This is a genomic window from Cohnella thermotolerans DSM 17683 (assembly GCF_000429825.1).
GTDB lineage: Bacteria > Bacillota > Bacilli > Paenibacillales > Paenibacillaceae > Cohnella > Cohnella thermotolerans.
Genome location: NZ_AUCP01000001.1, coordinates 186,093 through 210,907 on the forward strand (window position 1 = coordinate 186,093; position 24,815 = coordinate 210,907).

The 24,815-nt window shown below is 62.4% G+C and carries 21 protein-coding genes; 6 read left to right on the forward strand and 15 right to left on the reverse strand.

Going from position 1 to position 24,815, the window contains the following annotated elements; all coding sequences use genetic code 11:
* Positions 1-2: 2 nt before the first annotated feature.
* The 3 genes from gmk to dapF form a co-directional block, all read right to left on the reverse strand.
* Complete coding sequence (gene gmk / locus G485_RS0100910) at positions 3-638, reverse strand: guanylate kinase (protein WP_027090957.1); 636 nt, start codon at positions 636-638, stop codon at positions 3-5.
* Between the two features lie 13 nt (positions 639-651).
* Positions 652-912, reverse strand: coding sequence for an extracellular matrix/biofilm regulator RemA (gene remA, locus G485_RS0100915; protein ID WP_005548256.1), 261 nt, complete (start codon positions 910-912; stop codon positions 652-654).
* 322 nt (positions 913-1,234) lie between these two features.
* Positions 1,235-2,071 carry a diaminopimelate epimerase gene (gene dapF / locus G485_RS0100920; protein WP_027090958.1) on the reverse strand — a complete coding sequence of 279 codons (837 nt, stop codon included), beginning with the start codon at positions 2,069-2,071 and terminating at the stop codon, positions 1,235-1,237.
* A gap of 226 nt (positions 2,072-2,297) precedes the next feature.
* On the opposite strand from dapF, the gene G485_RS0100925 reads away from it, so the two are divergent.
* The 4 genes from G485_RS0100925 (at position 2,298) to tatA (ending at position 5,834) form a co-directional block, all read left to right on the forward strand.
* A complete protein-coding gene (locus G485_RS0100925; protein ID WP_027090959.1) occupies positions 2,298-3,089 on the forward strand; it encodes a gluconate 2-dehydrogenase subunit 3 family protein in 792 nt (263 codons plus the stop codon).
* Between the two features lie 18 nt (positions 3,090-3,107).
* Positions 3,108-4,829 carry a GMC family oxidoreductase gene (locus G485_RS0100930; RefSeq protein ID WP_027090960.1) on the forward strand — a complete coding sequence of 574 codons (1,722 nt, stop codon included), beginning with the start codon at positions 3,108-3,110 and terminating at the stop codon, positions 4,827-4,829.
* Positions 4,826-5,575 (forward strand): twin-arginine translocase subunit TatC, encoded by a 750-nt coding sequence (gene tatC, locus G485_RS0100935; RefSeq protein WP_156922035.1) that lies wholly within the window; start codon positions 4,826-4,828, stop codon positions 5,573-5,575. Before G485_RS0100930 ends, tatC begins: the two co-directional genes overlap by 4 nt.
* A gap of 61 nt (positions 5,576-5,636) precedes the next feature.
* Positions 5,637-5,834 (forward strand): twin-arginine translocase TatA/TatE family subunit, encoded by a 198-nt coding sequence (tatA, locus tag G485_RS0100940; protein WP_027090962.1) that lies wholly within the window; start codon positions 5,637-5,639, stop codon positions 5,832-5,834.
* Here the strand turns inward: tatA and G485_RS0100945 are convergent.
* Complete coding sequence (locus G485_RS0100945; RefSeq protein ID WP_035154424.1) at positions 5,821-8,625, reverse strand: calcium-translocating P-type ATPase, SERCA-type; 2,805 nt, start codon at positions 8,623-8,625, stop codon at positions 5,821-5,823. The genes tatA and G485_RS0100945 overlap by 14 nt on opposite strands.
* Positions 8,626-8,815: 190 nt before the next feature.
* Between G485_RS0100945 and G485_RS0100950 the strand changes: the two genes are divergently transcribed.
* The gene (locus G485_RS0100950; protein WP_027090964.1) at positions 8,816-10,567 is read left to right on the forward strand and encodes an Rqc2 family fibronectin-binding protein; all 1,752 of its coding nucleotides are present in this window, start codon (positions 8,816-8,818) and stop codon (positions 10,565-10,567) included.
* Positions 10,568-10,786: 219 nt separating this feature from the next.
* Here G485_RS0100950 and G485_RS0100955 read toward each other — a convergent pair whose 3' ends face one another.
* From G485_RS0100955 to G485_RS0101005, 11 genes are all read right to left on the reverse strand, one after another.
* Positions 10,787-11,632 carry a PHP domain-containing protein gene (locus G485_RS0100955; protein WP_027090965.1) on the reverse strand — a complete coding sequence of 282 codons (846 nt, stop codon included), beginning with the start codon at positions 11,630-11,632 and terminating at the stop codon, positions 10,787-10,789.
* The gene (locus G485_RS0100960; protein ID WP_027090966.1) at positions 11,619-12,527 is read right to left on the reverse strand and encodes a LysR family transcriptional regulator; all 909 of its coding nucleotides are present in this window, start codon (positions 12,525-12,527) and stop codon (positions 11,619-11,621) included. The genes G485_RS0100955 and G485_RS0100960 overlap by 14 nt, the downstream gene beginning before the upstream one ends.
* 204 nt (positions 12,528-12,731) lie before the next feature.
* Positions 12,732-13,169 carry a hypothetical protein gene (locus G485_RS0100965; protein ID WP_027090967.1) on the reverse strand — a complete coding sequence of 146 codons (438 nt, stop codon included), beginning with the start codon at positions 13,167-13,169 and terminating at the stop codon, positions 12,732-12,734.
* A gap of 122 nt (positions 13,170-13,291) precedes the next feature.
* Positions 13,292-16,690 carry a response regulator gene (locus tag G485_RS28160; RefSeq protein ID WP_051317929.1) on the reverse strand — a complete coding sequence of 1,133 codons (3,399 nt, stop codon included), beginning with the start codon at positions 16,688-16,690 and terminating at the stop codon, positions 13,292-13,294.
* A gap of 80 nt (positions 16,691-16,770) precedes the next feature.
* Entirely contained in the window at positions 16,771-17,469 is a 699-nt protein-coding gene (locus G485_RS0100975) for a response regulator transcription factor (RefSeq protein ID WP_027090968.1), read from the reverse strand.
* Between the two features lie 229 nt (positions 17,470-17,698).
* Positions 17,699-18,022, reverse strand: coding sequence for a YlbG family protein (locus G485_RS0100980; protein WP_084423041.1), 324 nt, complete (start codon positions 18,020-18,022; stop codon positions 17,699-17,701).
* Positions 18,019-18,507 carry a YlbF/YmcA family competence regulator gene (locus G485_RS0100985; protein ID WP_420805715.1) on the reverse strand — a complete coding sequence of 163 codons (489 nt, stop codon included), beginning with the start codon at positions 18,505-18,507 and terminating at the stop codon, positions 18,019-18,021. The genes G485_RS0100980 and G485_RS0100985 overlap by 4 nt, the downstream gene beginning before the upstream one ends.
* 70 nt (positions 18,508-18,577) lie before the next feature.
* Entirely contained in the window at positions 18,578-20,584 is a 2,007-nt protein-coding gene (locus G485_RS0100990) for a helicase-associated domain-containing protein (protein WP_027090971.1), read from the reverse strand.
* Positions 20,581-22,305 carry a DNA repair helicase XPB gene (locus G485_RS0100995; protein ID WP_027090972.1) on the reverse strand — a complete coding sequence of 575 codons (1,725 nt, stop codon included), beginning with the start codon at positions 22,303-22,305 and terminating at the stop codon, positions 20,581-20,583. The genes G485_RS0100990 and G485_RS0100995 overlap by 4 nt, the downstream gene beginning before the upstream one ends.
* Positions 22,306-22,523: 218 nt before the next feature.
* Entirely contained in the window at positions 22,524-22,964 is a 441-nt protein-coding gene (locus G485_RS0101000) for a CBS domain-containing protein (RefSeq protein WP_027090973.1), read from the reverse strand.
* A 135-nt stretch (positions 22,965-23,099) separates the two neighbouring features.
* Positions 23,100-24,278 (reverse strand): M20 family metallopeptidase, encoded by a 1,179-nt coding sequence (locus G485_RS0101005; RefSeq protein ID WP_035154308.1) that lies wholly within the window; start codon positions 24,276-24,278, stop codon positions 23,100-23,102.
* A gap of 190 nt (positions 24,279-24,468) precedes the next feature.
* On the opposite strand from G485_RS0101005, the gene G485_RS0101010 reads away from it, so the two are divergent.
* Entirely contained in the window at positions 24,469-24,813 is a 345-nt protein-coding gene (locus G485_RS0101010; RefSeq protein ID WP_027090975.1) for a YugN family protein, read from the forward strand.
* The last annotated feature ends 2 nt before the right edge of the window (positions 24,814-24,815 follow it).

A 24,815-nucleotide genomic window follows, 5' to 3' on the forward strand; every position in this document is an offset into this window, starting at 1 on the left:
GCTCACCTCTCCGATCCGTTTTTGGCTGCCGTCAGGCCCTTCAGCTCGTCGAACAGCTCGTGCAAAAACCGTTCCCGCCTGCAGTGCTCGGCCGTTATGATCGCCTGAATGCGCGCGCAGGCGCAATCGATCTCGTCGTTGACGACGGCGTAATCGTAACGGCTCAGCAGGTTCATCTCCTCGACGGCGACGGCCAGCCGGTGGTCGATCTTGTCCTGCGACTCCGTGCCGCGGCCGACGATCCGCTGCTTCAGTTCGCCGAGCGACGGCGGAAGCAGGAAGACGAACACGCCGTCGGGAAATTTCTCTTTGACTTTGAGAGCCCCCTGGACTTCAATCTCCAAAATGATATCTTTGCCCTCGTTCAACGTCTTCTCTACGAATTCGCGCGGCGTGCCGTAATAGTTGCCGACGTATTCCGCGTACTCCAGAAGCGCGTCCCGGGCGATCATCTCCTGAAATTGTTCCTTCGTCTTGAAGAAATAGTTCACGCCCTCCTGCTCGCCGCTCCGGGGAGCGCGAGTCGTCGCGGAGACGGAGTACACCAGATCCGGCATTTTGCGGCGGAGAGACGCGCATACCGTTCCCTTGCCGACGCCGGAAGGCCCGGATAACACAATTAGCAAACCTTTGTTCATGGACTTCCCCGATTCATTCGTCATTATCGTCGTCTTTGGTCGACAAACGGTGAGCGACCGTTTCCGGCTGGACGGCCGACAGAATTACGTGATCGCTGTCGGTAATGATGACGGCCCGCGTGCGGCGGCCGTACGTGGCGTCGATCAGCATGTGCCGATCGCGCGCTTCCTGGATGATTCTCTTGATCGGCGCCGATTCCGGACTGACAATGGAAATAATGCGATTCGCCGAAACGATGTTGCCAAAACCGATGTTGATCAGTTTGATCGCCATGCAACTTTTCCCTCCGGTCATTCCTCGCAAGCATTTCCGGGGCAACCCTGCTACGCTCCCATTGTTACCGAAAGCGGCCCCCCGCATACTGCGGGACATAGATACGGTAGATACAATAGCATAACCGGCTTCGCGAGAACGCCGGAGCCTCGCTCCGAATCGCAAGCCATATTGATTCATTTTACTTGAAAATGCTAGGCCGGACAAGAGGGACGGCGCAGGTTGCGCGTTGAATAAGCGGTTTTTCCATCCTCTCGCCGCAGCCGTTCGACACGAGGAAGAACCCGGCCACGGCCGGGTTCTTCTTCGCAACGTCTCTCGTTCACGCTTCCGCTTCGCCCGTGAAAACGATAGCGGCGGGCCCCGTCATGTACACGCGGTTGTCCTGTTCGCTCCATTCGATCAGCAGGTCGCCGCCGGCGAGCGAGATCGTCGCTTTCCGGTCCGTCAAGCCGTTCAGCACGGAGGAGACGAGCGTCGCGCAAGCTCCCGTGCCGCATGCGAGCGTCGGGCCCGCGCCGCGCTCCCATACCCGCATGTCCACCCGGTCCCGCGAATGCACCGTCGCGAATTCGACATTGATTTTCCGCGGGAACAGCGGATGGGTTTCCAGCTTCGGCCCCCACTTCGCCAGATCGAAGCTCTTCGCGTCGTCCACGTAAATGACGGCGTGCGGATTGCCCATCGACACCGCCGTGAACGCGAACTCCCGGCCGTCGACTTCGACCTTGTGGCCGACAACCGGGTTTGCGTCGATCGTCGTCGGCACGTCAAGGCCGTTCAGAATCGGCTCGCCCATATCGACGCGAACTTGCCGCACCTTGCCGTCCTCGACCGTCAGCCGCAGCGGCTGAACGCCGGCGCCGATCGTCTCGATCGTCAAGTCCGTGCGGTCCGCAAGGCCGTTGTCGTATACGTACTTGGCCACGCAGCGGATCGCGTTGCCGCATTGCTCCGCCTCCGAGCCGTCCGAGTTGATGATGCGCATTTTGAAATCCGCGCGTTCCGAAGGCAGAATGTACACCAATCCGTCCGCGCCGATGCCGAAATACCGGTTGCACAGCCGCACCGCCAGCTCCGGCGCGTTCGCGGGCAGCTCCTTCTCTCCGTAGACGACGATGAAGTCGTTGCCGAGTCCGTGCATTTTCGTAAATCGCATAGGTTGTCCTCCTGTATAGGCGTCTGCCGACGCGTCCGAAGCGTCCGTCGGACCGTCTTCTATTTCTCTATCATACCTCAAGGAACGGTATCTGCGCATATAGCATTTTCGTATTTGTTTGCACTTTTGCGTCAATCGGAACCCCGGTGGATAGGAAATGCAGGAGTGGAAAAGATACGACTGAACGACCGATAATCCACTCGTATAGAAAGGGTTGGCGATCCAGATGTCAAACGACAATCCGGGCGGGAAGCCAAACGAACCCCAGGACGAATCGAGAAGGCGATTCCTCAAATATACCGGCACCGCCGTGGGCGGCCTTGTCGTCGGCGGCGTCGTCGGCGGACTGATCGGAGCGAACCGGAAGGCGGGCACGGGCAAGACCGCTCCGTCCCCGTCCCCTTCCGGCACGCCTCCCGCCGCCGAAGCGGACCGGGACTACAACCAGGCGCTCATGTTTTTCACCCAGGATCAATTCCAGACGGCCGAAGCCGCCGCGGAGCGGATTTTCCCCGCCGACGATCTGGGTCCCGGCGCCAAGGAGCTGGGCGTCGCCTTCTTCATCGACCATCAGATGGCGAGCGCGTACGGAACGAACGCGAGAGATTACATGTCGCCCCCCTTCCATCCCGGCGAAGCCTACCAGGGCTACCAGTTGACGTTCAAGCGGCAGGAGCTGATCGCTCTCGGCCTGGACGCGCTGAACGAATACAGCGAGGACAAATATAAGAAAAAATTCACCAAGCTCGCGGCGGAGGAGCAGGACGCCGTCCTGACGGCGTTCGAGGCGAACGAGGTCGAGCTCAAGGGCGTTCCCGCGGCGACGTTCTTCAACATGCTCCGATCGCTGACGCTGGAAGGCGTCTACTCGGACCCGCTGTACGGCGGCAACAAAAACATGGGCGGATGGAAAATGCGCAACTACCCCGGCAACCAGATGAGCTACTATGATGTGATCGAGAAGGAAGGGCTCGTCAAGCTCGACCCGCTCAGCTTGCACGACCATCTGACATCCTGACAGGAGGCGACGGCACCGATGGCCACCAAATTACCGAAGACAGACGTCGTCATCGTCGGCATGGGCTGGGTGGGCGGCGTCATTGCCTCCGAGCTCACGAAAGCCGGCCATAAAGTGGTCGGTCTCGAGCGAGGCAAATCCCGGAGCACCGCCGACTACTACCACGTGCACGACGAGCTCCGCTACGCGAACCGGTACGAGCTGATGCAGGATTTGTCCAAGGAGACCGTCACGTACCGCAACAACGAGAAGATTACCGCCCTGCCGATGCGCTCGTACGGCTCGTTCCTGCCCGGCATCGGATTGGGGGGAGCGGGCGTCCACTGGAACGGCCAATATTTCCGTTTCCTCCCCTACGACTTCCAAATCCGGTCCAAGACGATCGAGCGCTACGGCAAAAGCAAAATTCCGGAAGGCATGCTGCTTCACGACTGGGGCATCACCTACGACGAGTTGGAGCCCTACTACGTCAAGTGGGAGCAAATGGCCGGCATCTCCGGCGAGCCGACGACGACCGAGCACGTCGGCAAAATGTCGAAGCCGTTCCCGACCGGGCCGATGAAGGCGCCGCCCTCCGTCAAGCTGTTCATTGACGCCGCGAAGAAGCTCGGCTACCAACCGTACCGGATGCCTTCGGCGAACTTGTCCGAGAATTACAAAAACCCGGACGGCATCGAGCGCGCCGCCTGCCAATACTGCGGCTTCTGCGAGCGCTTCGGCTGCGAGTACGGGGCCAAAGCCGACCCCGTCGTCACGGTTATCCCCGTCGCTCAGAGCACCGGCAAGCTCGACTTGCGGACGTTCTCCAACGTAACGAAAATCGTGCACGACGGCAAGAAAGCCTCCGGCGTGCAGTACGTGCATATGCCGACGGGCGAGGAATACTTCCAGCCGGCGGACGTTGTCGTCATGGCCAGCTACGTCTTCAACAACGTGCGGACGCTGCTGCTGTCGAAGCTGGGCAAGCCCTACGACCCGAAGACGCAAACCGGCGTCGTCGGCAAAAACTACTGCTACCAAGTGAACGGCGCGTCGACCGCCGCTTATTACGACGACAAGGAATTCAGCACGTTCATGGGCGCGGGGGCGCTCGGCGCCGTCCTGGACGACTTCAACGGGGACAACTTCGATCATTCCGATCTGAAGTTTCTGCACGGCGCGAACATCGCCCTCACTCAGACCGGCCTTCGTCCGATCGCGAACAATCCGACGCCTGACGGCACGCCGGCGTGGGGCAAGCAGTTCAAACAGACGTCGATCAAATACGCCAACCGCATGCTGAACGTCGCCGCCCAAGGCTCCTGCATGCCGTGGCGCCACCACTACCTCGACCTGGACCCGACCTACAAAGATTCGCTCGGGCAGCCGCTCATCCGGATGACGTTCGATTTCGAGGACCAGGACAAGGAGCTCGTCAAATATTTGGCGGCCAAAACGAAGGAAATCGCCGACCAGATGGGCGCGACCAAGACGGAAATGCACGACAAGCTGGCGACGTACAACATCGTGCCGTACCAATCGACCCACAATACCGGAGGAACGATCATCGGTTCGGACCCTTCCGATTCGGTCGTGAACAATTACTTGCAAATGTGGGACGCGGAAAATGTGTTCGTCTGCGGAGCTTCGAATTTCGCGCACAACAGCGGCTATAATCCGACGGCGACGGTCGGCGCGCTCTCCTACCGGGCGGCGGAGGGCATTTTGAAATATTTGCAGAAAGGCGGCTCCCTCGTGTGAACGAACGGGACAACGCGATCGACCGCGAGCTTGTCGCCCATCTCGGCGAGCTGCGCAGGAGGCTCCTCTTCGTCGGCTCCTGGTTCGTCGCCGCACTCGCCGTCGGGCTGTACGCTTCCCCCCGGGTGCTCGACTTCGTCAGGCGGCATTCCGGCGCGATCCGCGTGGAATGGAGCGTGTTCTCGCTGTCCGACGGGCTGATCGTCTACATGAAATGCGCGCTGCTGGCGGGCATCGTGCTGACGCTGCCCTTCGCGCTCTATCACGTGTGGGCGTTCTGCCGCCCCGGGCTGACCGAGAGCGAAGCGAGGTCGGCGCTCGTTTACGTGCCGGCGTCGTTCGCGCTGTTCCTCGTCGGCATCTCCTTCGGCTATACGGTGGGGCTGCCGATGATGATCCGCTTCATGATCCGGCTCAACCAGAGCATCGGAGCGCAAGAGGTGTACGGCATCCGGCATTACGTCTCGTTCGTGCTCGGCTTCCTCCTACCGATGGGGGTGGCGTTCGAGATGCCGCTCGTGCTGCTGTTCCTGACGAAGCTCGGCCTTCTGACGCCCGATTCGGTCAAGCGGGTGCGCAAGTTCGCCTACGTCGGTCTGGCCGTGCTCGGGTCTTGCATCTCCCCGCCGGACTTCGTCTCCCACCTGTCGGTGACGGTTCCGCTCATTTTGTTGTTCGAGCTGGGAGCCTTCGTCTCGATCCGGTACTACCGGCGGCGGGCGAAGCTGTCCGTGCAGCCGGCGTAAAGTTTTGCAATCACAAGACAAGCCGCTCCCGAAGGAGCGGCCGCAAAGGAGGTGAGCGCGCATGTTCAACAACATCGGCGTATCCGGCTTGATCATCATCCTCGCGATCGCCCTGATCGTCTTCGGGCCCGCGAAGCTGCCGCAGCTCGGCCGCGCCTTCGGCGACACGCTGCGGGAATTCCGCAACTCGACCCGTGGCATCGCGGACGACCATGGCGACGAGGAACCCGCCAAGATCGAGGAAGTTACCGGGCGATAGGCCGCGGAGCGCTGCCGTAAGAGATGCGGTTCGTTTTACGGCGGCGGCGCGACGAGCCCCAGACGCTCCCGATGCCCATCAAGAACGTCGGGATGCCGGCCGCGACGAAGACGAGCGCCCAGTCGCGAAGCGTGAGCGGCACTGTTTTGAACACCGGCTGCAGCGGTTCGACGTACAGCACGGCCAGCATCAGCAGCAGCGAAGACAGAGCCGCAAGCACGAGAAATTTGTTCTCAAAAAAGCGGCGGTGGAAAATCGAGCGGGAGCTGCGGCAGTCGAACACGTGAATGAGCTGCGCCAGCACGAGGGTGGCGAATGCGACCGTCTGCGCGTGAACGAGCTGGGCTCCCGATCCCGACATCCCGCCCAGCGTCAGGACGAACGCGGCGAGCGTGCAGACGCCGATCAGGACGCCGCGGCTGATAATTTTCCACCCGAGCCTGCGGGCGAAAATATTTTCCTTGGCGGAACGGGGACGCTGGCGCATCAAGTCGCTCTCCGGCTGGTCGACGCCCAGCGCCATCGCCGGCAAGCCGTCCGTCACCAGGTTAACCCACAAAATTTGAATCGGAATGAGCGGCAGCGGCAGCCCCATCATCATCGCCAGGAACATCGTCAAAATTTCGCCGACGTTGGAAGCGAGCAGGTAGCGGATAAACTTGCGAATATTTTCGTAAATGCCTCTTCCCTCTTCCACGGCGGCCACGATCGAAGCGAAGTTGTCGTCGGCCAGCACGAGCGACGAGGCTTCCTTCGTCACGTCCGTTCCCGAGACGCCCATGGCGATGCCGATGTCCGCCGCCTTCACGGCCGGAGCGTCGTTGACGCCGTCGCCGGTCATCGCCACGACGTGTCCCCTCCGCTGCAGCGCCTGAACGATGCGCAGCTTGTGCTCCGGGGATACGCGGGCGTAGACGTAGACGTCGTCGGCCATTCGATCGAGCTCTCCGTCTTCCATCGCCGCCAGATCGGAGCCGCTCAGCACTTTGCCGTCCTTCGGCACAATGCCGATCGTGCGGGCGATCGCTTCCGCGGTCGTGCGGTGGTCGCCGGTAATCATGACCGTCTTGATTCCGGCCTGGCGGCATTTGACGATGGCGTCGAACACCTCGCGGCGGGGCGGATCGATCATTCCGGCCATGCCGATAAACACGAGGCCGTTCTCCGCCTGATCCTCCGTGTCGCATGGATCGTGCGGCCGGACGTCGCGGTACGCGAAGCCGAGCACGCGCAGCGCGTCGCGCGCCATCGCCTCGTTCGCCTGCAGCACCTTCTGCCGGAGCGTGCCCGTTAACGGCACGACGTTTCCGTCCCACAGCACGTAAGCGCAGCGCTCCAGCAGCATATCCGGCGCGCCCTTCGTGCAGACCAGCTTGCCGCCCTGGTGGGACACCATGACGGACATCCGTTTGCGTTCCGCATCGAACGGAAACTCCTTGACGCGCGGATACAGCGCTTCGAGCGAAGAACGCGATAAGCCCGACTTGCCGGCCAGCACGAGCAGCGCGCCTTCGGTCGGATCGCCTTTGACTTGCCATTTCGGAGAGCCGGACGCGTCCGGCTCTTTGGCCGTTTTCTTCTTCCTCGCCTCGTCCTGCTCCTCCCGCGACAGTTCGGCGTTATTGCACAGCGCGGCGATCTGCGTCAGGCGGCGGAGCAGCGGGTCGCCTTTGACTTCAACGGTCCGTCCGTTCTCGAGAAATTGCCCGCTCGGCTCGTAGCCTTCGCCGGTCACCTCCACGTTCCGGCCGCCGAGCCACAGCCTCGTCACCGTCATTTTGTTCTGCGTCAGCGTCCCCGTCTTATCCGAACAAATGACCGAGGCGCAGCCGAGCGTCTCGACCGAAGGCAGCTTGCGGACGATCGCCCGCCGCTTGATCATGCGCTGGACGCCGAGCGCCAGCGCAACCGTCACGATCGCCGGCAGCCCTTCCGGGATGGCGGCCACGGCCAGGCTGACGCCGGCGAGGAACATGTCGTAAATCGGCTGACCGTGCAGCACGCCCGCCAGCACGACGACGACCGTCAGGGCGAGCGCCAGAACGATCAAAATTTTCCCGAGCTGCTCGAGCCGCCGTTGCAGCGGCGTATCCGCCTCTTCCGTCTGCTGGATGAGGTCGGCGATTTTCCCCATTTCCGTGTTCATGCCGGTCTTGACGACGATGCCCTTGGCCGTGCCGCGGGTGACCATCGTGCCGAGATAGCCGCAGTTTTTGCGGTCGCCGAGCGGAAGCTCCGCCGCGTCGATCACCCCTGCCGTCTTGGCGACGGGAACGGACTCGCCGGTAAGCGCCGCCTCCTCGATCGTGCATTGGTTGCTCTCGATCAGCCGCACGTCCGCCGGAACCCGGTCGCCGCTTTCCAGCAGCACCAAATCGCCGGGCACCAGTTCCTTCGCCGGAACGACCTGCATGGAGCCGCCCCGAACGACCTTGGCCAAAGGAGCGGACAGCTCCTTCAACGCCTTCAGCGAGCGCTCCGCCCGGTACTCCTGGAAGAAGCCGAGCACCCCGTTGAGCACGATGATGGCGATAATCGTGAGCGCGTCCAGCATTTCGCCGAGCAAGCCCGAGATGACGGTCGCGCCGGTGAGCACGAGCACCATAAAATCTTTGAACTGATTAAGGAACAGCTTCAAAGGCGACTCGCCCCGCCGTTCGCTCAGTTCGTTCACGCCATGTTCGCGCAGCCGGCGCTCCGCATCTTCCGGGGCTAATCCTGATTTGATGTCGGTACCAAGCGATGAAGCCAGTTCGTTCTCGCTTAACTGGTGCCAAGCCTTCCCTTCCACGACGGTCATCCCCTCCCGCAAATCGCCGTCCGCCGTCGGCTGGACAGCCGTTCTCCCCTATGTGTATTCAGACAAGCCGGGAAATATCCCCCCGCGCGGGGAGGCGAGGACTTTCCCTTTGCGTGCAACTGTGGCATCATAGGAGAACGGAATTCGTTCCGAATCGTAACAAACCGGGAGTTAATCAGAGATGTCGCTTGACGGAATCGTAACCCGAGCGCTCGTTCACGAGCTTCACGCTTTGAACGGGGCCCGCATTCATAAAATTTATCAGCCTACCGACAGCGAAGTCGTGCTTCATATCCGGGGACAAGGTTTCGGCAAAAAGCTGCTGTTGTCCGCCCACCCTTCGATGCCGCGCATTCATTTTACCGAGCAGACCTGGACCAATCCGCAGGAGCCGCCGATGTTCTGCATGCTGCTTCGCAAACATTGCGAAGGCGGCATTATCGAGCAGATCCGCCAGGACGGCATGGAGCGGATCGTCTGGATCGACGTCCGCCACCGCGACGAGTTGGGCGACTTGACGATCAAGCGGCTCGCGCTCGAGATTATGGGGCGGCACAGCAACCTCATCCTGCTCGATCCGGCCACCGGTACGATCCACGACAGCATCCGCCATGTGACGCCGGCCATCAGCAGCTACCGCGTCGTCATGCCGGGGTCGCCGTACGTCTCCCCGCCGCCGCAGGGGAAAATCAATCCGCTGGAAGCGACGGAAGCGTCGTTCCGGGCGATGCTGGAGACGCTTGGCGAAGAAGGCGGGGAGCCTTCCGTCAAAGCGTTGGCCGGCGCAATTGTGGGCGCTTATTCGGGCGTCAGTCCGTTGCTGGCGAAGGAAATCGTGTTTCGGGCGGGCGACGGCGGTCCGGACGCGCTATGGAACGTTTTCAAGGAGATGACGGGCGAATTCGCCCGGAACCGGTACGAGCCGACGATCGCCCAGACGGCCGACGGCAAAACGTATTTCTCAGCCGTTCGCCTGACGCATCTCCAGGGCGACGAGCGTTCGTTCCCAACGATGAACGAGTGCCTCGAGTCGTATTACGCAGACAAGGCGGAGCGAGATCTCGTTCGCCAGCGGACGACCGACCTGACCCGCCTGCTTCTGAACGAAATGGCCAAAAACGAGAAAAAGCTGGAGAAGCTGCGGGAGACGCTCGCGGAAGCGGACGAGGCCGACCGTTTCCGCCGGTTCGGCGAGCTGCTGACCGCGCATTTGCATCAAATCGAGCGGGGCGACGTGCGGGCGGAGGTCACCGATTATTACGAGGAAGATCAGCCGACGATCGCCATCCCTCTCGACCCGCTGCTGACGCCGACGGAAAACGCGCAGCGCTATTTTCGAAAATACAACAAGCTCAAAAACAGCCGGGCCGTCGTCACCGAGCAGATCGAATCGGCCGAGGCGGAAATCCGTTACCTCGAGTCGGTGCTGCAGGGGCTGGAGACGGCGTCCCCGGCCGATATCGAGGAAATTCGCGAGGAGTTGGCGGAGCAAGGGTACATCCGCAGCCGCGGGCCCGGCAAAGGGATGAAGAAAAAGAAAAACGACCGCCCGGCGCTGCTCTGCTACACGTCCAGCGAGGGCGTCCCGATCTACGTGGGCAAAAACAACACCCAGAACGATTACGTGACGAACCGCCTGGGCCAGCCTTCGGATACGTGGCTTCATACGAAGGACATCCCGGGTTCCCACGTGCTCATTCGCGGCGCGGACTTCGGCGAGACGACGCTGCACGAAGCGGCCATGCTGGCCGCCTACTACAGCAAGGCGAAGGAGTCGAGCCGCGTGCCCGTCGATTACACGCGCATCCGCCTCGTGCGCAAGCCGAGCGGCGCGAAGCCGGGCTTCGTCATTTACGAGGGGCAGAAGACGCTGTTCGTCACGCCGGACGAGAGCGTCATTCGCAGCCTGGCGAGTACGATCAAGCAGCCTTGAGCGCAAAAAAACGAGAAGTCCTGCCGATTTCGGGGGACTCCTCGTTTTTTTGGGGTTGCGGTTGGCGGCACCTCGCACGCTCCTCTAAGCCGCTTTTTGCGGCTTACAGACGCCGATTCAGCCGCGCGCGCTCACCTAAGCCGCTTTTAGCGGCTTACAGCGGCCCCCAGCGCATCCGCCCCGCTGCGAAGCGGATGCGCCGTTCCGCGCAGTTGCGGGCTACCTCGCCGCGTGCCGCCGCAGCACGGTCAGCACGGCCGCGTCCACCGTCCGGTTGCCGATCGGGCCGTGGTACACCTTCCCCTTGCGCGCGCCGTGGAAATCCGAGCCACCGGTTACGAGCTTGCCGTGACGTTCCGCAAGCTCGCGGAAGTACGATTCGGCGGCGGGCTCGTGATCCGAATGGTACGCCTCCAGCCCGTCGGCGCCGCTCAGCAGGAACCGCTCGGCGAGCGCGTCGTTGCGGTACAAGCCCGGGTGGGCGACGATCGCCGTCCCCCCGGCTTCATGAATCCACGCGAACGCCTCCGGCGGCGAGATGCGCGGCGGCGGAGCGACGTAAGCCGCCTTGCCCTCGGCCAGGTAGCGGTCGAACGCTTCCTGCGTCGTCGCGACGGCTCCCAGGCGAACGAGCGCATCCGCGATATGCGGCCGCCCGATCGTCTCGTCCTGGCCCGGCTCCCGGCCGGCCGCCTCCATGACGTGCGCCATCGTGATCGGAATGCCGAGCTCGTTCAGACGGGAGACGATGCCTTCGTTGCGGCTGTCGCGAACGCGCCGCTGGGAGATCAGCCTGCGAAGCAGCGTTTGATCCGCCGTGTCGACGTAGTAGCCGAGCACGTGAATTTCACGGCCTTCGAAGGAGGTGCTGATCTCGACGCCCGGCACCACTTCGATGCCGTATCGTTTGCCGGCTTCGGCCGCCTCGGCCACGCCCGCGACCGTATCGTGATCGGTAATGGCGATCGCGGCCAGCCCCGCTTCCTTCGCCATCCGGACGTTGTCCGCCGGGCGGTGAAGTCCGTCCGACGCCGTCGTATGTGTATGCAAATCAGCTCGGTTCATGCGTCAGTCCCCTTAAATATTCTAGCAACACGGAAGCGTGAAAAGGCAGATCGGCCGACTTCGACCGGACCGCGTAAAATTGGCGCCGGAAGGCGACGCCCCGAATGCGCACCGGCTTCAGCAAGCCGAGCGCCGCTTCGTTCTTGATCGACCAGACCGACAGGCACGTCAGGCCGAGCCCGGCTTCGACCGCCGACTTGACGGCCCCGTTGCTGCCGAAATCGCTGACGATGCGCAGCTGCTCTTCCTTGATGCCGTGCCGCTCCAGCTCCTCCACCATCACCTGCCGCGTGCCGGAGCCTCTCTCCCGCAGCACGAGCGGCTCCCGCAGCACTTCCTCCAGCGTCACTTCCTCGCGGGAGGCGAAAGGGTGGGCGACGGGAGCGACAAGCACCAGCTCGTCGTTCATGACCGGCTCCGTGCTGACGGCCGGATCGTCGGTCGGCGCTTCGACGAGCCCGAACGCCAGCCCGTGATGGGCGATCTCCTCGACGATCTCGCTCGTGTTCATGACCCGCATGCTGACCGACACTTCCGGGTATTGAAGCAGGAACGGCCCCAGCAGGCGCGGCAGAACATATTCCCCGATCGTCAGGCTGGCCGCGAACTTCAACTGGCCTTTCAAATCTTCCACGTATTTCGCCATGAGTGAATCGGTCTCCCGCATCAGCTCGACCGCCTTGCGCGCCTGCGGCAGCAAGCAATGCCCGGCTTCGGTCAATTCCAGCTTCTTCGTCGACCGGAGCAGCAGCTTGACGCCGAACCGGTCTTCCAGCGACTGAATCTGCATCGTAACGGCAGGCTGGGTCATGTGCAGCGCCTGCGCTGCGGCGGAGAAGCTTCCCCGCTCCGCGACCGTGTAGAAGATATGGAGCTGGTGCACGTTAAGCGACATCTGTCTTCTTCACGCCTTTCCGTTCGAAAGTTCGTTACCATTATATCACAACTCGGGCCGCTCCCCGACCCGCTCCACGCCGCCTTCCGCGGGCCAAGCAAAAACGCCTTCGCGTCCTTGGACGGCGAAGAAGCTTTGTATTCAAAGAAGTTCTGAATGATGAAGAAAAAGCATGCCTTGCGGCATGCTGGAAATGAATGCTTGTCATCTTCGCTTGCGGTTGTTCTTGATCAAAGTCATCCGCCTGGAATGGCGCAGCCAGGAATAATAAGTTTTCAGATCGCGGAGCTCCATCGTCTCCGACATGCGGCCGAGAAAGGTGACGACGATCATCTTGTGCAGCGGATTGCCGAGCAGATCGACATCCTTCTCCGACACCGCGAATTCGGCGACGAAAATCAGGTCGTCGTCGATCGTATAAACATCCTGCTCATGTCGATAATAGGAAGCGATTCGGCCTTCTTTCAGGCATTGCCACATAAACTGGGCAATATCGGAGTAACCGGTCTTCACGGCTTCGACCCGATCGGTCCAACGGGCGCGCGCGTGATTGGTGATAATGATGTCGACAATTTTCTTGTCGCCTAGCGGGACGTGAAACGGCTCGTATGTACTCCAACGTTCGGTCTGCTTGTCTTTCACCGGGTTACCCCCTTCCTGAATGTAAGCCTAAAGAACTATATCGATGGCACAAAAATAGGAAGTTAAGTACATTCTAACTCATGGATTCCCGATGATTCAACACAAAAATAAATCGACTCCATCTATGGAATATAAAGGGAGTTATTTTGTCTATTTTCCTCAAAATAGATCGCCTCCAAAAGCTCCCGCAAAGCTCGCTCCAGCCGCTCGAAAAGCTCCTTCCATGCGGCGGCTCCCGCATGCGCCCCCTCATCGTCCGCGAGCGCGGTTTCGAGCGCCGCGGCCGCTTCGAACACCGGCCGGGCGGACAAATTGCCGGCCACGCCCTTGAGCGCGTGAAGCAGCTTTCGCGCTCCCTCCGCGTCGCCTTCCGCCAGCCGGCTCCGGAGGCGGCCGTCGAAGCCGGCGTATTGCTGTCCGAACGTCCGCAGCATGTGCCGGATAATCATCTCCTTGCCGTTCACCCGTTCGAGCGCGTCCTCCCAATCGATCTGACGGGCGTGCCGCACCCATCGCTCCACGACTGCGAACAGCGTATCCGCCTGAATCGGCTTCGTGACGACGTCGTTCATCCCGGCGTTGAAGCATTTCTGGCGATCTTCGAGCAGGACGTTGGCCGTCATGGCGACGATCGGCAACTGCCAGCCGTTCCGGTCGGCCCGAATTCGGCGGGCCGCTTCGAAGCCGTCCATCTCGGGCATATGCAAATCCATCAGCACCAGATCCCAATGCTCCTCCCGGAGGCGCTCCAGCGCTTCCCGGCCGTCGGAGGCGATGCCGGTCTCGTAGCCTTTGCTCTGCAGCAGTTCGCAGGCGATCTGCTGATTGATCGTATGGTCCTCGGCCAACAAAATGCGGGGCTTGTCCGACTTGCGCCGCTTTCGCGTCCCGCTTGAAGCCGCCGGGCGCTCGTGCGTCCGCTCCTGCTGCATGCTCTCGAACAGATTGCGCAGCGACTTGCGGTTCACCGGCTTGATCAGCGTCCGATACGGCCGCTCCGCTTCCTCCAGACGCAGCCATTCGCTCTGGCCGAACGGCGTCGTCATCGCAATCGTCCTCGCCGTTCCCGCCGCCTCCAACAGCTCGAGCCACGTCTCCGTCCCGTACATGTCCGGCATTTCCATATTGCAAATCACATAATCGAAGCGGTGGTCGTCCCCCAGGCCGTTCAGCAGCGACAGCGCCGCCCGCCAGGAGTCTGCGAACGTCGTCTCGGCGTTCAGCGAAGCGAGCATGCCCTGCAGCGCTTGCTGCATGAGACCCGGCCGTTCGATGCACAGAATGCGCATCCGGGCATCCTCCGCGGGCGGAACCGGCGGCTCCGCCGCGGGATCTCCCTTGGCGACCGGGAACGTCAGCGAGAACGAGAACCGGCTGCCGACGCCGGGGACGCTGTCGGCTTCCAGCTTCCCTCCCATCATCGCGACGAGCTCGGCGGCAATGACGAGGCCGAGGCCGGTGCCGCCATATTTGCGGCTCGTCGAACCGTCGGCTTGCGAGAACGGCTGGAACAGACGGGCCATCTGCTCCTCGGAGATGCCGATGCCCGTATCCTCGATCGCAAATTCCAGCGTAACCTTATCTGTGCCCGCCTCGGTCATTTGCACCTGAAAAAGCACATAGCCCCGGTTCGTAAATTTGATCGCGTTGTTCGCCAGGTTGAGCAGCACCTGCTCCAGCCTGAGCGGGTCGCCGACGAGGCGCTGCGGCAGCGTTCCCGGAACGTCGAAAATCATCTCCAACTGCTTCTTGCTGAGGAAAATGCTCAAGGTGTCGCCAAGCTTGCGGAACAGTTCCTCCGGCTCGAACGCCGATTTATCCAGCTTGAACTTGCCTGCTTCGATTTTGGAGAAATCGAGAATGTCGTTGACGATGCCGAGCAGCACTTCCGAGGAGGTGACGATTTTCTGCAAATAGTCCTGCTGCGCTTCCGTCAGTTCCGTTCTCGCGAGCAGCTGCGCCAGGCCGACAATGCCGTTGATCGGGGTTCGAATCTCGTGGCTCATGCGCGCCAGAAACGCGCTTTTGGCCGTGTTGGCGTCTTCGGCGGCCTGCTTCGACCGGATGAGCTCGGCCTGGATTTGCTTCTGCCCGGAGATGTCCCGGAACAGGCCGACGTAGCCGGATACCCTGCCGAGATGATCGACGATCTTGCTCACGTTCAGGAAAACCGGAAAGGAAGAGCCGTCCTTCCGAACGTACGTCCGCTCCTCGGAATAGGACATTCGCCGGTCCAGGTTGGCCCGAAAATATTCGATTCCCGGACGGATCGCGTATCCGCGCTTGACCGACAGCTTCCGGGCTTTGGCTTCGAGCTCTTCCATCGAGGAGAAATAAACCGGCGTCCGCTTCTTGACGACCTCTTCCGCCGAGTAGCCGAGCATCCGCTGGGCGGTCTCGTTAAACTGGGTAATCACGTAATTTTCGTCCGTCACGATAATGCCGTAATCGTTCTGCTTCGTGACCGCCTGCAGCGGCTCGAACAAATTCCGGAGCTGCTCGACCATCCCGTTGACGGACGACGCGAGCGCTCCGATCTCGTCGTTCCAGCCCGGCGCCAGCGGCCGAACGCGGAACTGGCCCGCCGCGACCGCCTCGGTCGTTCTCAAAATTTTCCGGATGCGCTTGAAAGGGGGAGAAATGAGCGCCAGCAGCAGAACGGCAAGCGCCAGCTCCGCCGCCAGGCTAATCGCAATCGTGCGGGCGAGCAGCCGCCGCAGCGGTTCGAACAGCTTGCCGGTCGGCACGACGAACACAAGGCTCCAGCCGGTGCCCTTCACGTTCGAAGCAAACAGCTTGTCGGCGCCGTCGTCCACGATCGTCCCGTCCTCCTTGTCCAGCGAACGGACGAGGCTGCGGCGGACGCCGTAATCGATGCGGGCCGTGTCCTTCGTCGCATAGATGACATTGCCTTCGCTGTCCAACAGCACATAATCGCCGAGCTGACGTTCCCGCACTTTGTCGTCGGAATCGAACGGAGCGAGACCGTCGACGATCGTCTGGATGGACGCCGTCGCCCAGAGCACGCCGGCGACCATCCGATAGCGGTCGCGGATTGGGACGAGCAGGTGGACGCCCGGAGCGACGTGACCGATCGGGGCGTTGTACGATTGGGTCACCGCTGTGACGCCGGCGGCGGCCTTGGCGAATGCGGGACTCGTCTTGATGTCGGCCACGGTGCCGTCGGTCAGTACGAGGCGGCCCTTCAAATTGCTGTAGCCCAGCGAGGTGAACGACGCCAGCGGCCAAAATTCGCGCTTCAGCGCCGTCATATACGCTTCCTCGGAGCCGGCATTGGCCGAGATGCGGTCGCTGAGCGCCGAAGCTTGCTTGAGCAGCGTGTCGATTCGGGCCTCCAGCGATTCGGAGCCCGTGCGGGCCGAAGTGCCGGCATTGTCGAGCAGTGAGTTGCGGATCGTCGTCCCGGCCGACTCGTAATAGATCCATCCGCAGATGAGGAGCGTGAGGCCGGTCGTCAGAAGAAGCAGGAGCCAAGTGCGCAAACGCAGCGAATGTAGCATAACGGCGGCCTCCTTCCCGTTCGTCGGCGCTTGTTGCGGCCCTCACGGGAGATCAATCGGGGGAATGGCACGAAGGGAGCTCACTCCAGTACCAGTTTATAACCGACCCCCCATACCGTGCGGATAAACTTGGGCTCCTTCGGGTTGCTCTCCACCTTTTTGCGCAAATTCGTAATATGTACGTCGATCGAGCGGTCGTTCACGTAGGAGTCGAGGCCGCGCAAGGTGCTGATCAGCTCGTCCCGCGAGAAGACGCGCCCGGGAAATTCGAACAGCAGCTTCATCAGCTCGAATTCCGAAAAGGTCGTTTCCACCGGCTGCCCGTCCACCAGAACGAGCCGCTTCTGAAGATCGAGCTCGATTCCGCGCCCGGAGCGCGATTCGGCGGCGGCACCCGCTTCCTCGGCGGCGAGGGAAGGCTTGTACCTGCGTACGGCCACTCCGATTCTCGCCTTCAGCTCCTGCATGCTGAACGGCTTGCACAAGTAATCGTCCGCGCCCGCATTCAACGCCCGGATGCGCTCGTTCACCTTCGTGTTCATCGAGATGACGATGATCGGCGTATCCGAATGGCGGCGCACCTTCTTGCACAGCTCGATGCCGTCCATATCCGGCAGCATCAGATCCAGGAGGATGACATCCGGCCCGAAGGTTCGAAGCGCCTCGAGACCTTCCTTGCCGTTCTCGACTCGGCAGACGGAGAACGCTTCGTCGGTCAAATACATGGAGATCATTTCTCCGATGATCTTCTCATCCTCAATGACGAGAATTCTGGTCAATGTGGGCGCACCTCGCAACGAAGCGAAATTGTTTTAATTATTAAAAAAACGTTAACATTTTGTTCGTTTTTAATTATATAGTTAACTGAAAATGATGTCCACTTTCCGTTTTTCCTGAATTTTCATGCAAAAGCCGCGAATTTGTTAAAGAAATATTAAGAAAAAAAGAATCTCCCTGGCCGCTTCAAGCGTTCAGGGAGATTCGTTCGGTCAGGCGCTCCGCCTCGGCTCACAGTCCGTAAAAGCGCGTCTTGTCCGGCACGTTGCGGTCGTACTCGGTCTTGATCTCGTTGCGGTAGGACCGCTCGATCTTCTTCACGTAAGGAAGCCGCTGCAAATTCCGCATCGTCTCCTCGGAGACGTCCGAGTCGACGTACAGAACCGCGTAGTGCATTTTGCGGGACAAATAGTGCAGCGTCCCGTACTTGTCCAGACCGCGGGCAGCCTTCCAATCGCTGTACCAGACGATGAAGCCCGTCCGCTCGCCGAATTTGCGGGCAAGGCCGTTCGCTTGCTCCGCGGAACCGTTCGGCGTAGGCGTATGTTCCGTCATCCGCAACCTCCTCCGCCGCAAGAGCAGCTTCCTCCGCTGCCGCAGCCCTTCGGATTCGGATCGTTGTCCGGCACCTTGATGCTGCTGGACACCGCTCGGGCGATCAGCAGCGATACTTCGTGCAGCAGGAGGTCGACGGCTTGCTCGGCTTCCTTGAATTGCTTGACCGGCTCGATGGCGGCCAGCCGGGCCTCCATCTCGTACACCCGGTCCAACGCTTCGTTGTAATCCGGATGGAACCGGCCGAATCTTTCGCATTCGGCGAACCTTTCCTTGGCTTTGGCGAAGTCCCGAACCAAGGCGTGGACCGTGGCGTCGCGTCCGACCCGGTCCTTGTAATAAACGTATTCCGCGGCCAGCGCGGATTGCTTGATCATTTCTCCCAGCTCGTAGGCGAGGGACATGAGAGACGCAAAGTCGGCGGCTTCTCCTTCCCTTGCGATCCCTGGCGCCTCGGCGGCGGGGAAGTGCTCGGTCAATCCGATCAACGGGATCACCCCACCTTTTCGGCTTGTAGTGCTCCCCATTATCATACCATAAACGGAAGCCTAGCGGTCAACGATTTGTCCGGGACGCGCCCGCGGGCTCGAGCGGAAGCTCGATCATCAGCTCATCCAGATTGTCGGCGGACAATTCGAGCGCGCGGTCCGCCGCCGTTTCTCCGTCTTCGAAGCCTCGCCGGCGTCCGGCGACCTTCCACCCGCCCTCGTCGGAGGTCAGCGTCTCCGGAACGAAGGCGAACCAGCGGTCGCCCTGTTTCACTTTCAGGCCGGTGCGCCAAGCGATGGCGCGCTCCACCAGCTCCCGGCGGGTGGAGACGTGATACCTCCCCGGCCGCTGCACCCAGGCCGCCGGAACGGCGTCCAGTCCGGGGAACAGGTCTTCGCGGCCGGGAATCGATTCGTCCGGCTCGTAGAGCGACAAAGCCGGCCCGCGCCGTATCCAGCCGGGATCGGTCGTACCGGGGGCGGGCGGGTTCTTCGAACGTTTGCCGGGCGCGCTTCCGTTCGGGGAAGAGGCAGCCGACGGCGAAGGCGCTGTCTCTACGGCGGGCGGATAGCCGAGCTCGTTCAGCCGGCGCGTCAGCTCCTTCACCCCGTCGGGCTTGACCGCGAAGGCGCGGCTGCCGAGCCGCTCCAGCAGCAAGCCCTCGGCTTGCGCATCCCGGGCGATCCGGTCGGCCAGCTCCTCGTTCTCGACCCGAAGCAGCTTCGCGTCGGAGATCGACAATTTGCCGATGCGGCCGAACCAGTCCTCCAGCGTCCGGCGGGCCGGCTCGGCAAGCGGCATGCCCGACGCTCGCTCCAGCCACGCCGCCACATCGGCGAAGCCGAAGCCGGCTTCGCCGGCCCGAACGCACGACGCCCGGGTCAGCCGGTAGATCGACACGACGTCGCACGCCATCCGGTCGGCGATGCGCTCGAGCTTCCAGCGCGCGCCGAAGCTCGTCTCGGGCGGCACGATCACCTCCAGATCCGGCTGGACGAAGAAGGCGCCGCCCTCCGATGCGATCGGACCGAACGCGGGCTCGTCCGAACGGAAGCTCTGCGGGGCCGGATCGATCCTCCAGCGGAAAGCCGTCTCGTCCCCGTACATGCCGAGCTCCATCCAACCGAACGATGCCATCAGCTTCAGCCATTTTCCGAGCGCTTCCCGTTCTTCCGCCCCCGGTTCCCGGAGCGCCTCCCTCTTAAGGTACCACCTGCCCGGCTTCAGCCCGCGAAGCGCGGTCGCAGCCCAGTGCAGCCCGGCCTCCTGCCCGCCGTAGCGGGCCGTGGCGAGGTCGAGCAGCGCGGCGTCCGCGTCGCAGAGGGGCTTGTCCGCCCATACGCCGTCCAATTCGTCCTTCGCCGCGATGCCTCCCGAATCCCGAACAAGCCGTCCCGCACACAGGCCGATGTCGAGCGCCAAGGCGACGTTGGCGGGAACCGGCTGTCCGCCTTCGCCCAGAATGCCCGAATCGGCGATTTCTTCGGCCGTCAACCGCATGCCGCTCGCCAGCTTCTGCACATGCGCCTTGTGGGGGGCTCCTTTGGCCGTGAGCGGAAAGCCGCGCCGCCGAATGTCCGCCCAAACTTGCAGCAGCTCCAGCGACAGAGGAAGCCGGGCCGGCGAACGAACTTCCACGGCGCCCTCGCGCTCTTCGGGGAGCGGTTCCGCGGTTGGCGGACAAAGCGTCAACTGCCATACGCCGACCATGTCGGTCGGGACGTACAGCAGCCGGTTGCCCCACGCTTTGCGAACGGCGAACAGGATGCCGTCCCGCCGCAGGCGGGCGAGGCCCACGCGAATTTCCGCCCCCGTCAAATCCGTTGCCCGCGCCAGGCGGGCTTCCGCGGCTTCTTCCCCGAACGGAAGGCCCGCGAACGTCCGGATCAGTCCCTCCAGAAGCGCCTGGGAAGCCGCGTCGGCAGCTGCTGCCCACCGCCGGGCCCATTCGGCGCCGCCGACGGCCGACTCCAGCGGCTCCCCTTCCTTCAGCCTGGCCTGAATGGCGGGATGGGCCAGCAGCTTGGCCCGCAGCTTCTCCGGCAGTCGGGACAGCGTCTCCGACAGGTTCATGTCCGAGCCTCCTTCGGCGCAGGCGTCGGCGATGAGGAGGGCGCTTCGGGAACGAACCGGTCCACCTCGTAGCGATAGCCTTGCTCCAGAAGAAATTGCTGCCTTTTGCGGGCGAATTCGACCTCGTCGGTCCCCTCGCTGACGAGCGAGTAGAAATAAACGTCCGCTCCGTTCGACTTGGGCCGGAGAATGCGTCCCAGCCGCTGGGCTTCCTCCTGCCGCGATCCGTAGCTGCCCGAGATTTGGATGGCGACGGAGGCGTCCGGAAGATCGACGGCGAAATTGGCCACTTTGGAGACGGCGAGCGCGTTCAATTCCCCGCGGTTAAAGCGGTCGAACAGCCGCTCGCGCTCCGACTGCGGCATGCTGCCCGTAATGACGGGAAGACCGAGCCGGTCCGAGACGAAGCGCAGCTGGTCGAGGTATTGCCCGATAATCAGCGTCTGCCGTTCGGGATGAAGGGAGAGCAGCCGGCGGAGCGCGTCGAGCTTGAGCGGATTTTCTCCGGCGATCCGATGGCGTGCGCGCTTCGGCGCGGCCTGGTAAAGCGGAGCGGTCTCCTCGTCGAGCGGAACCCGGACTTCGCGGCAGGTCGGCTTCGCGATCCAGCCTTCCCGCTCGAGACTTTTCCAGGCGGCGTCGTACCGCTTCGGGCCGATCAGGGCGAAGACGTCGCCTTCCCGTCCGTCTTCCCGCACGAGCGTCGCCGTCAGGCCGAGACGCCGCGTCGCCTGCAGATCGGCCGTCATCCGGAAGACGGGAGCGGGAAGCAGATGAACCTCGTCGTAGATGATCAATCCCCAATTCCGGTCCACGAACAGCTTCCAATGCGGAAACCCGCCGTCTTTGGTTTGACGGTGCGTCAAAATTTGATACGTCGCCACCGTGACCGGCCGAACTTCCTTGCGCTCGCCCGCGTAGACGCCGACGTCCCGTTCCCGGAGCGTCGTATTCCGGAGCAGCTCGCGAATCCATTGCGACACCGATGTGGCGTTGGGCGTCAGAATCAGCGTTTCGCACCGAAGCCTCGCGAGCGCGCCCATGCCCACCCACGTTTTGCCCGCGCCGCACGGGAGCACGACGACGCCGCTTCCGCTCTCGCGGCGGCCGCCGGCCGCCGGGGCGAACGCCTCCACCGCCTCCGCCTGGTAATCCCGAAGCGCGACCGTTCGCCCGTCTTCGGTCGTCCGCCGCAGCTCGACGTCCAGCGCTTCCCCTGCCCGGTACCCGGCTTCGTCCACGATCGGGTATCCCCGGGCGATCAGCTCCCGCTTGATCCAGCCGCGGGCTTCCGGGCGGATCGGGACGCTGTCGCAGGCGGGAGGCCCGAGCAGGCAAGCGTCAACACCCGGGTAGGACAGCGCCTCGCGCAGCAGCCCGGGATCTTCCGAACGCAGCACGAGCTCGTCCTCCCGGACGAGGCGCAATTTGCCGTACCGGCCCATGAGGCTGCGAATTTCCGCTTCCAGCAAAGCCGGCAAGCCGTACCGGGCCAGATCGCGGAGGTTCGCGACGACTTCTTCCGCCGTCCAGCCGGAAGCGGCGGCGTTCCACAGCGTCACCGGCGTGATCCGGTACGTATGCCACTCGCCCGGACGCTTGCGCAGCTCCGCCACGTCCCGGAGGATGTCGCGAGCTTCCGCGTACCGGGGATGCGACTCGCTGAGCAGCAACGTGCCGTCGGATTGGGCCACGAGAGGCCGCGACTGATTGGATGGCATCATGGAACAACTTCATCCCCTTTCTGTCCCCATGATGTCCAAATCCGGGCAGATTCAGCCGCGTTATCGCCTCGTCCATAGCAAAAACGCCTTCGCGTCCTTGACCGGCGAAGACGTTCTGCGGAGACGATTCGGACAGGCATAAACGCGAAGCTTATCTGCGCTGAACCGTCCAAATGAAAAGCGGAGCCGCCCCGACGAGCCGCTCCGCCTTCTTCTCAATGCGTATAGCTTGGTTCCCGATGCTCCTGCTCGGAGATGCCGCTCAGCGCTTCTCCCGCTTCGTTCACGAAAATTTCTCTCATCGCCAGGTCCCCGATCGAGATGACGCCCAGCAGCTCGCCGCCTTCCACGACGGGAAGCCTGCGGATTTGGCGGGAAGCCATGATCGAGCCGGCTTCGTCGACGGACAGGTTGGGCGAGATCGTCTCCACTTCCTTCGTCAGAACCGTCATGACCGATTCCGAGCCCGGGTGCTTCTCCGCGTAGCCCCGGACCACGAGGTCGCGGTCGGTGACGACGCCGATCAGCTTTTTGCCGTCGACGACGGGAAGAAACCCGATGTCGTGCTTCTTCATCAAGACGGCGCATTCGTAAATATTGTCTTGCGGCGTGACGGTCACGCAGTCCTTGCTCATGATGTCGGACACTTTGCGCATGTTCTGCTCCTCCTTTCGGTTACGCAAACCATAGCGTGACCGAAAAGAGCGCCTGCCATTCGTAAAAGGGTCCTGCGCCGCGCTGTAAGCCGACATCTGCGGGTTGCAGCGCCGCCGGCCCTTTGCGCGCTTCCGTTACCTTCTCGTATCTTCGGCGGAATCGTCCGCGATGCCGACGAGAAGCCTGGCGGCCGTCAGCATCGCCCTCTCGTCGATGTCGAACCTCGGATGGTGATGGGGCGCGCTCGTCCCGTCTTCCCGGCCCGCTCCGACGAAGAAGAAGCATCCCGGACGCTCGCGCAAGTAATAGGAGAAGTCTTCTCCCGCCATGATCGGATCGCAGCGGCGCGCTTCGCCGGGCTCGAGCAGCTCCGAGGCGACTTTGAAAAAACGCTCCACTTCCGCCGCGTCGTTGACGACCGGAGGATAACCTTCGAAATAGGTCATCCGGGCTTCGGTGCCGTGCATGGCGCCGATATGCCGGGCCACCTCTTCAAGCCTCTGGCGAACAAGAGCCCGCGCCTCGGGCGTGAACGTGCGCACCGTGCCCTCCACCTGGCAGCGGTCCGCAATGACGTTCCTCGCGCCGCCCGCGCTGAGCCGGCCGACGGACACGACCGCCGATTCCAGCGGATCGACGTTGCGGGACACGATCGTCTGCAGCGCCACGACGAGATGCGCCCCCGCGACGATCGCATCCGCGCTCTGATGCGGCAGGCCGCCATGGCCCCCGCGCCCGAGAATCTCCGCTTCGAACTCGTCAGGCGACGCCATAAGCGGGCCCGGACGGGTCGCGACCACGCCGTAAGGAAAAGGCGACCACAGATGAACGCCGTACACCGCGTCCACGCCTTCCAGCGCCCCCGCCGCGATCATCCCGACCGCGCCGCCGGGAAGCACCTCTTCGGCCGGCTGGAACAGAAAGACCCGCGTTCCGGCCGTTTCTTCCCGATGCAGGCTGTAATACCGGGCGACGGCAAGCAGCTCGGCCGTATGGCCGTCGTGCCCGCAGGCGTGCATGACGCCCGGAACGGTCGACGCGTATTCGCACGTCTTCTCGTCCTGAATCGGCAGCGCATCGATATCGGCGCGCAAGGCGATCGTCCGTCCCGGACGGCCGCCTCTGAGACGGGCAACGATCCCCGTCCCCGCCACTCCCCGGGTCACTTCGAGCCCCCAGGCCTCCAGCTTCTCCGCGATCCAGGACGACGTCTTGAATTCCTGGAAGCTCAGCTCCGGATGACGGTGCAAATATCGGCGCCATTCGACCATCTCGCCGTACAGCGACCGCAGCGTCTCTTCTCTTATCGGCATGGCGCCTCTCCTCTCCCTAAATGCGATTTGCCTTCTATTGTAACAGAAAGCGGCCGTCTTCGTAATCCCGCCCGATGGATCGGCGAACGTTCGCAAATCCCGACGACGGCAGGCTTGCAGAAGCCCGCCAAACCGTCTATGATGGAGGGTAAACAGAGGCTTGTTTGCATTTTCCAAAGGAGGCACTTTGATGATTCTCGAGAATACGGGACTGAACGGTTTGAAGAGCGACCTTGCGCATCTGGACGAATCGGCCGAGAAGCTGGGCTTCGTCCGTTGGCAGTGGGAATATACCCGCGCTACATACGATTTGAAGCTCGAAGACCGCGCAAGCAACAACGATTATTACCTGCGCATCAGCACGCGCGCCGTTGAGGGCAAGCTGGAGCGTCCCGACGCCGTGCTGCAGATCGAATCCGTTTACATCGGCCGCGCCACGTTCCCGCACGGCCTGGAATACGAATCGCCGGTTCCGCAGCCGATTCTGAACACGGCTAACCAGCGGCTTCAGGAATTAAAGCAATTGCTGAGCTGAGA

What these genes read in the sequence shown, in the direction of transcription:
- G485_RS0101005 (WP_035154308.1), bottom strand. Translation starts at nt 24,278, where the DNA reads ATGCCGATAAGAGAAGAGACGCTGCGGTCGCTGTACGGCGAGATGGTC.
- G485_RS0100995 (WP_027090972.1), bottom strand. Translation starts at nt 22,305, where the DNA reads ATGCCATCCAATCAGTCGCGGCCTCTCGTGGCCCAATCCGACGGCACG.
- tatA (WP_027090962.1), top strand. Translation starts at nt 5,637, where the DNA reads ATGTTCAACAACATCGGCGTATCCGGCTTGATCATCATCCTCGCGATC.
- G485_RS0100930 (WP_027090960.1), top strand. Translation starts at nt 3,108, where the DNA reads ATGGCCACCAAATTACCGAAGACAGACGTCGTCATCGTCGGCATGGGC.
- dapF (WP_027090958.1), bottom strand. Translation starts at nt 2,071, where the DNA reads ATGCGATTTACGAAAATGCACGGACTCGGCAACGACTTCATCGTCGTC.
- G485_RS0100960 (WP_027090966.1), bottom strand. Translation starts at nt 12,527, where the DNA reads ATGTCGCTTAACGTGCACCAGCTCCATATCTTCTACACGGTCGCGGAG.
- G485_RS0100925 (WP_027090959.1), top strand. Translation starts at nt 2,298, where the DNA reads ATGTCAAACGACAATCCGGGCGGGAAGCCAAACGAACCCCAGGACGAA.
- G485_RS0100980 (WP_084423041.1), bottom strand. Translation starts at nt 18,022, where the DNA reads ATGACGGAACATACGCCTACGCCGAACGGTTCCGCGGAGCAAGCGAAC.
- G485_RS0100990 (WP_027090971.1), bottom strand. Translation starts at nt 20,584, where the DNA reads ATGAACCTGTCGGAGACGCTGTCCCGACTGCCGGAGAAGCTGCGGGCC.
- remA (WP_005548256.1), bottom strand. Translation starts at nt 912, where the DNA reads ATGGCGATCAAACTGATCAACATCGGTTTTGGCAACATCGTTTCGGCG.
- G485_RS0101000 (WP_027090973.1), bottom strand. Translation starts at nt 22,964, where the DNA reads ATGCGCAAAGTGTCCGACATCATGAGCAAGGACTGCGTGACCGTCACG.
- G485_RS28160 (WP_051317929.1), bottom strand. Translation starts at nt 16,690, where the DNA reads ATGCTACATTCGCTGCGTTTGCGCACTTGGCTCCTGCTTCTTCTGACG.
- G485_RS0101010 (WP_027090975.1), top strand. Translation starts at nt 24,469, where the DNA reads ATGATTCTCGAGAATACGGGACTGAACGGTTTGAAGAGCGACCTTGCG.
- G485_RS0100950 (WP_027090964.1), top strand. Translation starts at nt 8,816, where the DNA reads ATGTCGCTTGACGGAATCGTAACCCGAGCGCTCGTTCACGAGCTTCAC.
- G485_RS0100955 (WP_027090965.1), bottom strand. Translation starts at nt 11,632, where the DNA reads ATGAACCGAGCTGATTTGCATACACATACGACGGCGTCGGACGGACTT.
- gmk (WP_027090957.1), bottom strand. Translation starts at nt 638, where the DNA reads ATGAACAAAGGTTTGCTAATTGTGTTATCCGGGCCTTCCGGCGTCGGC.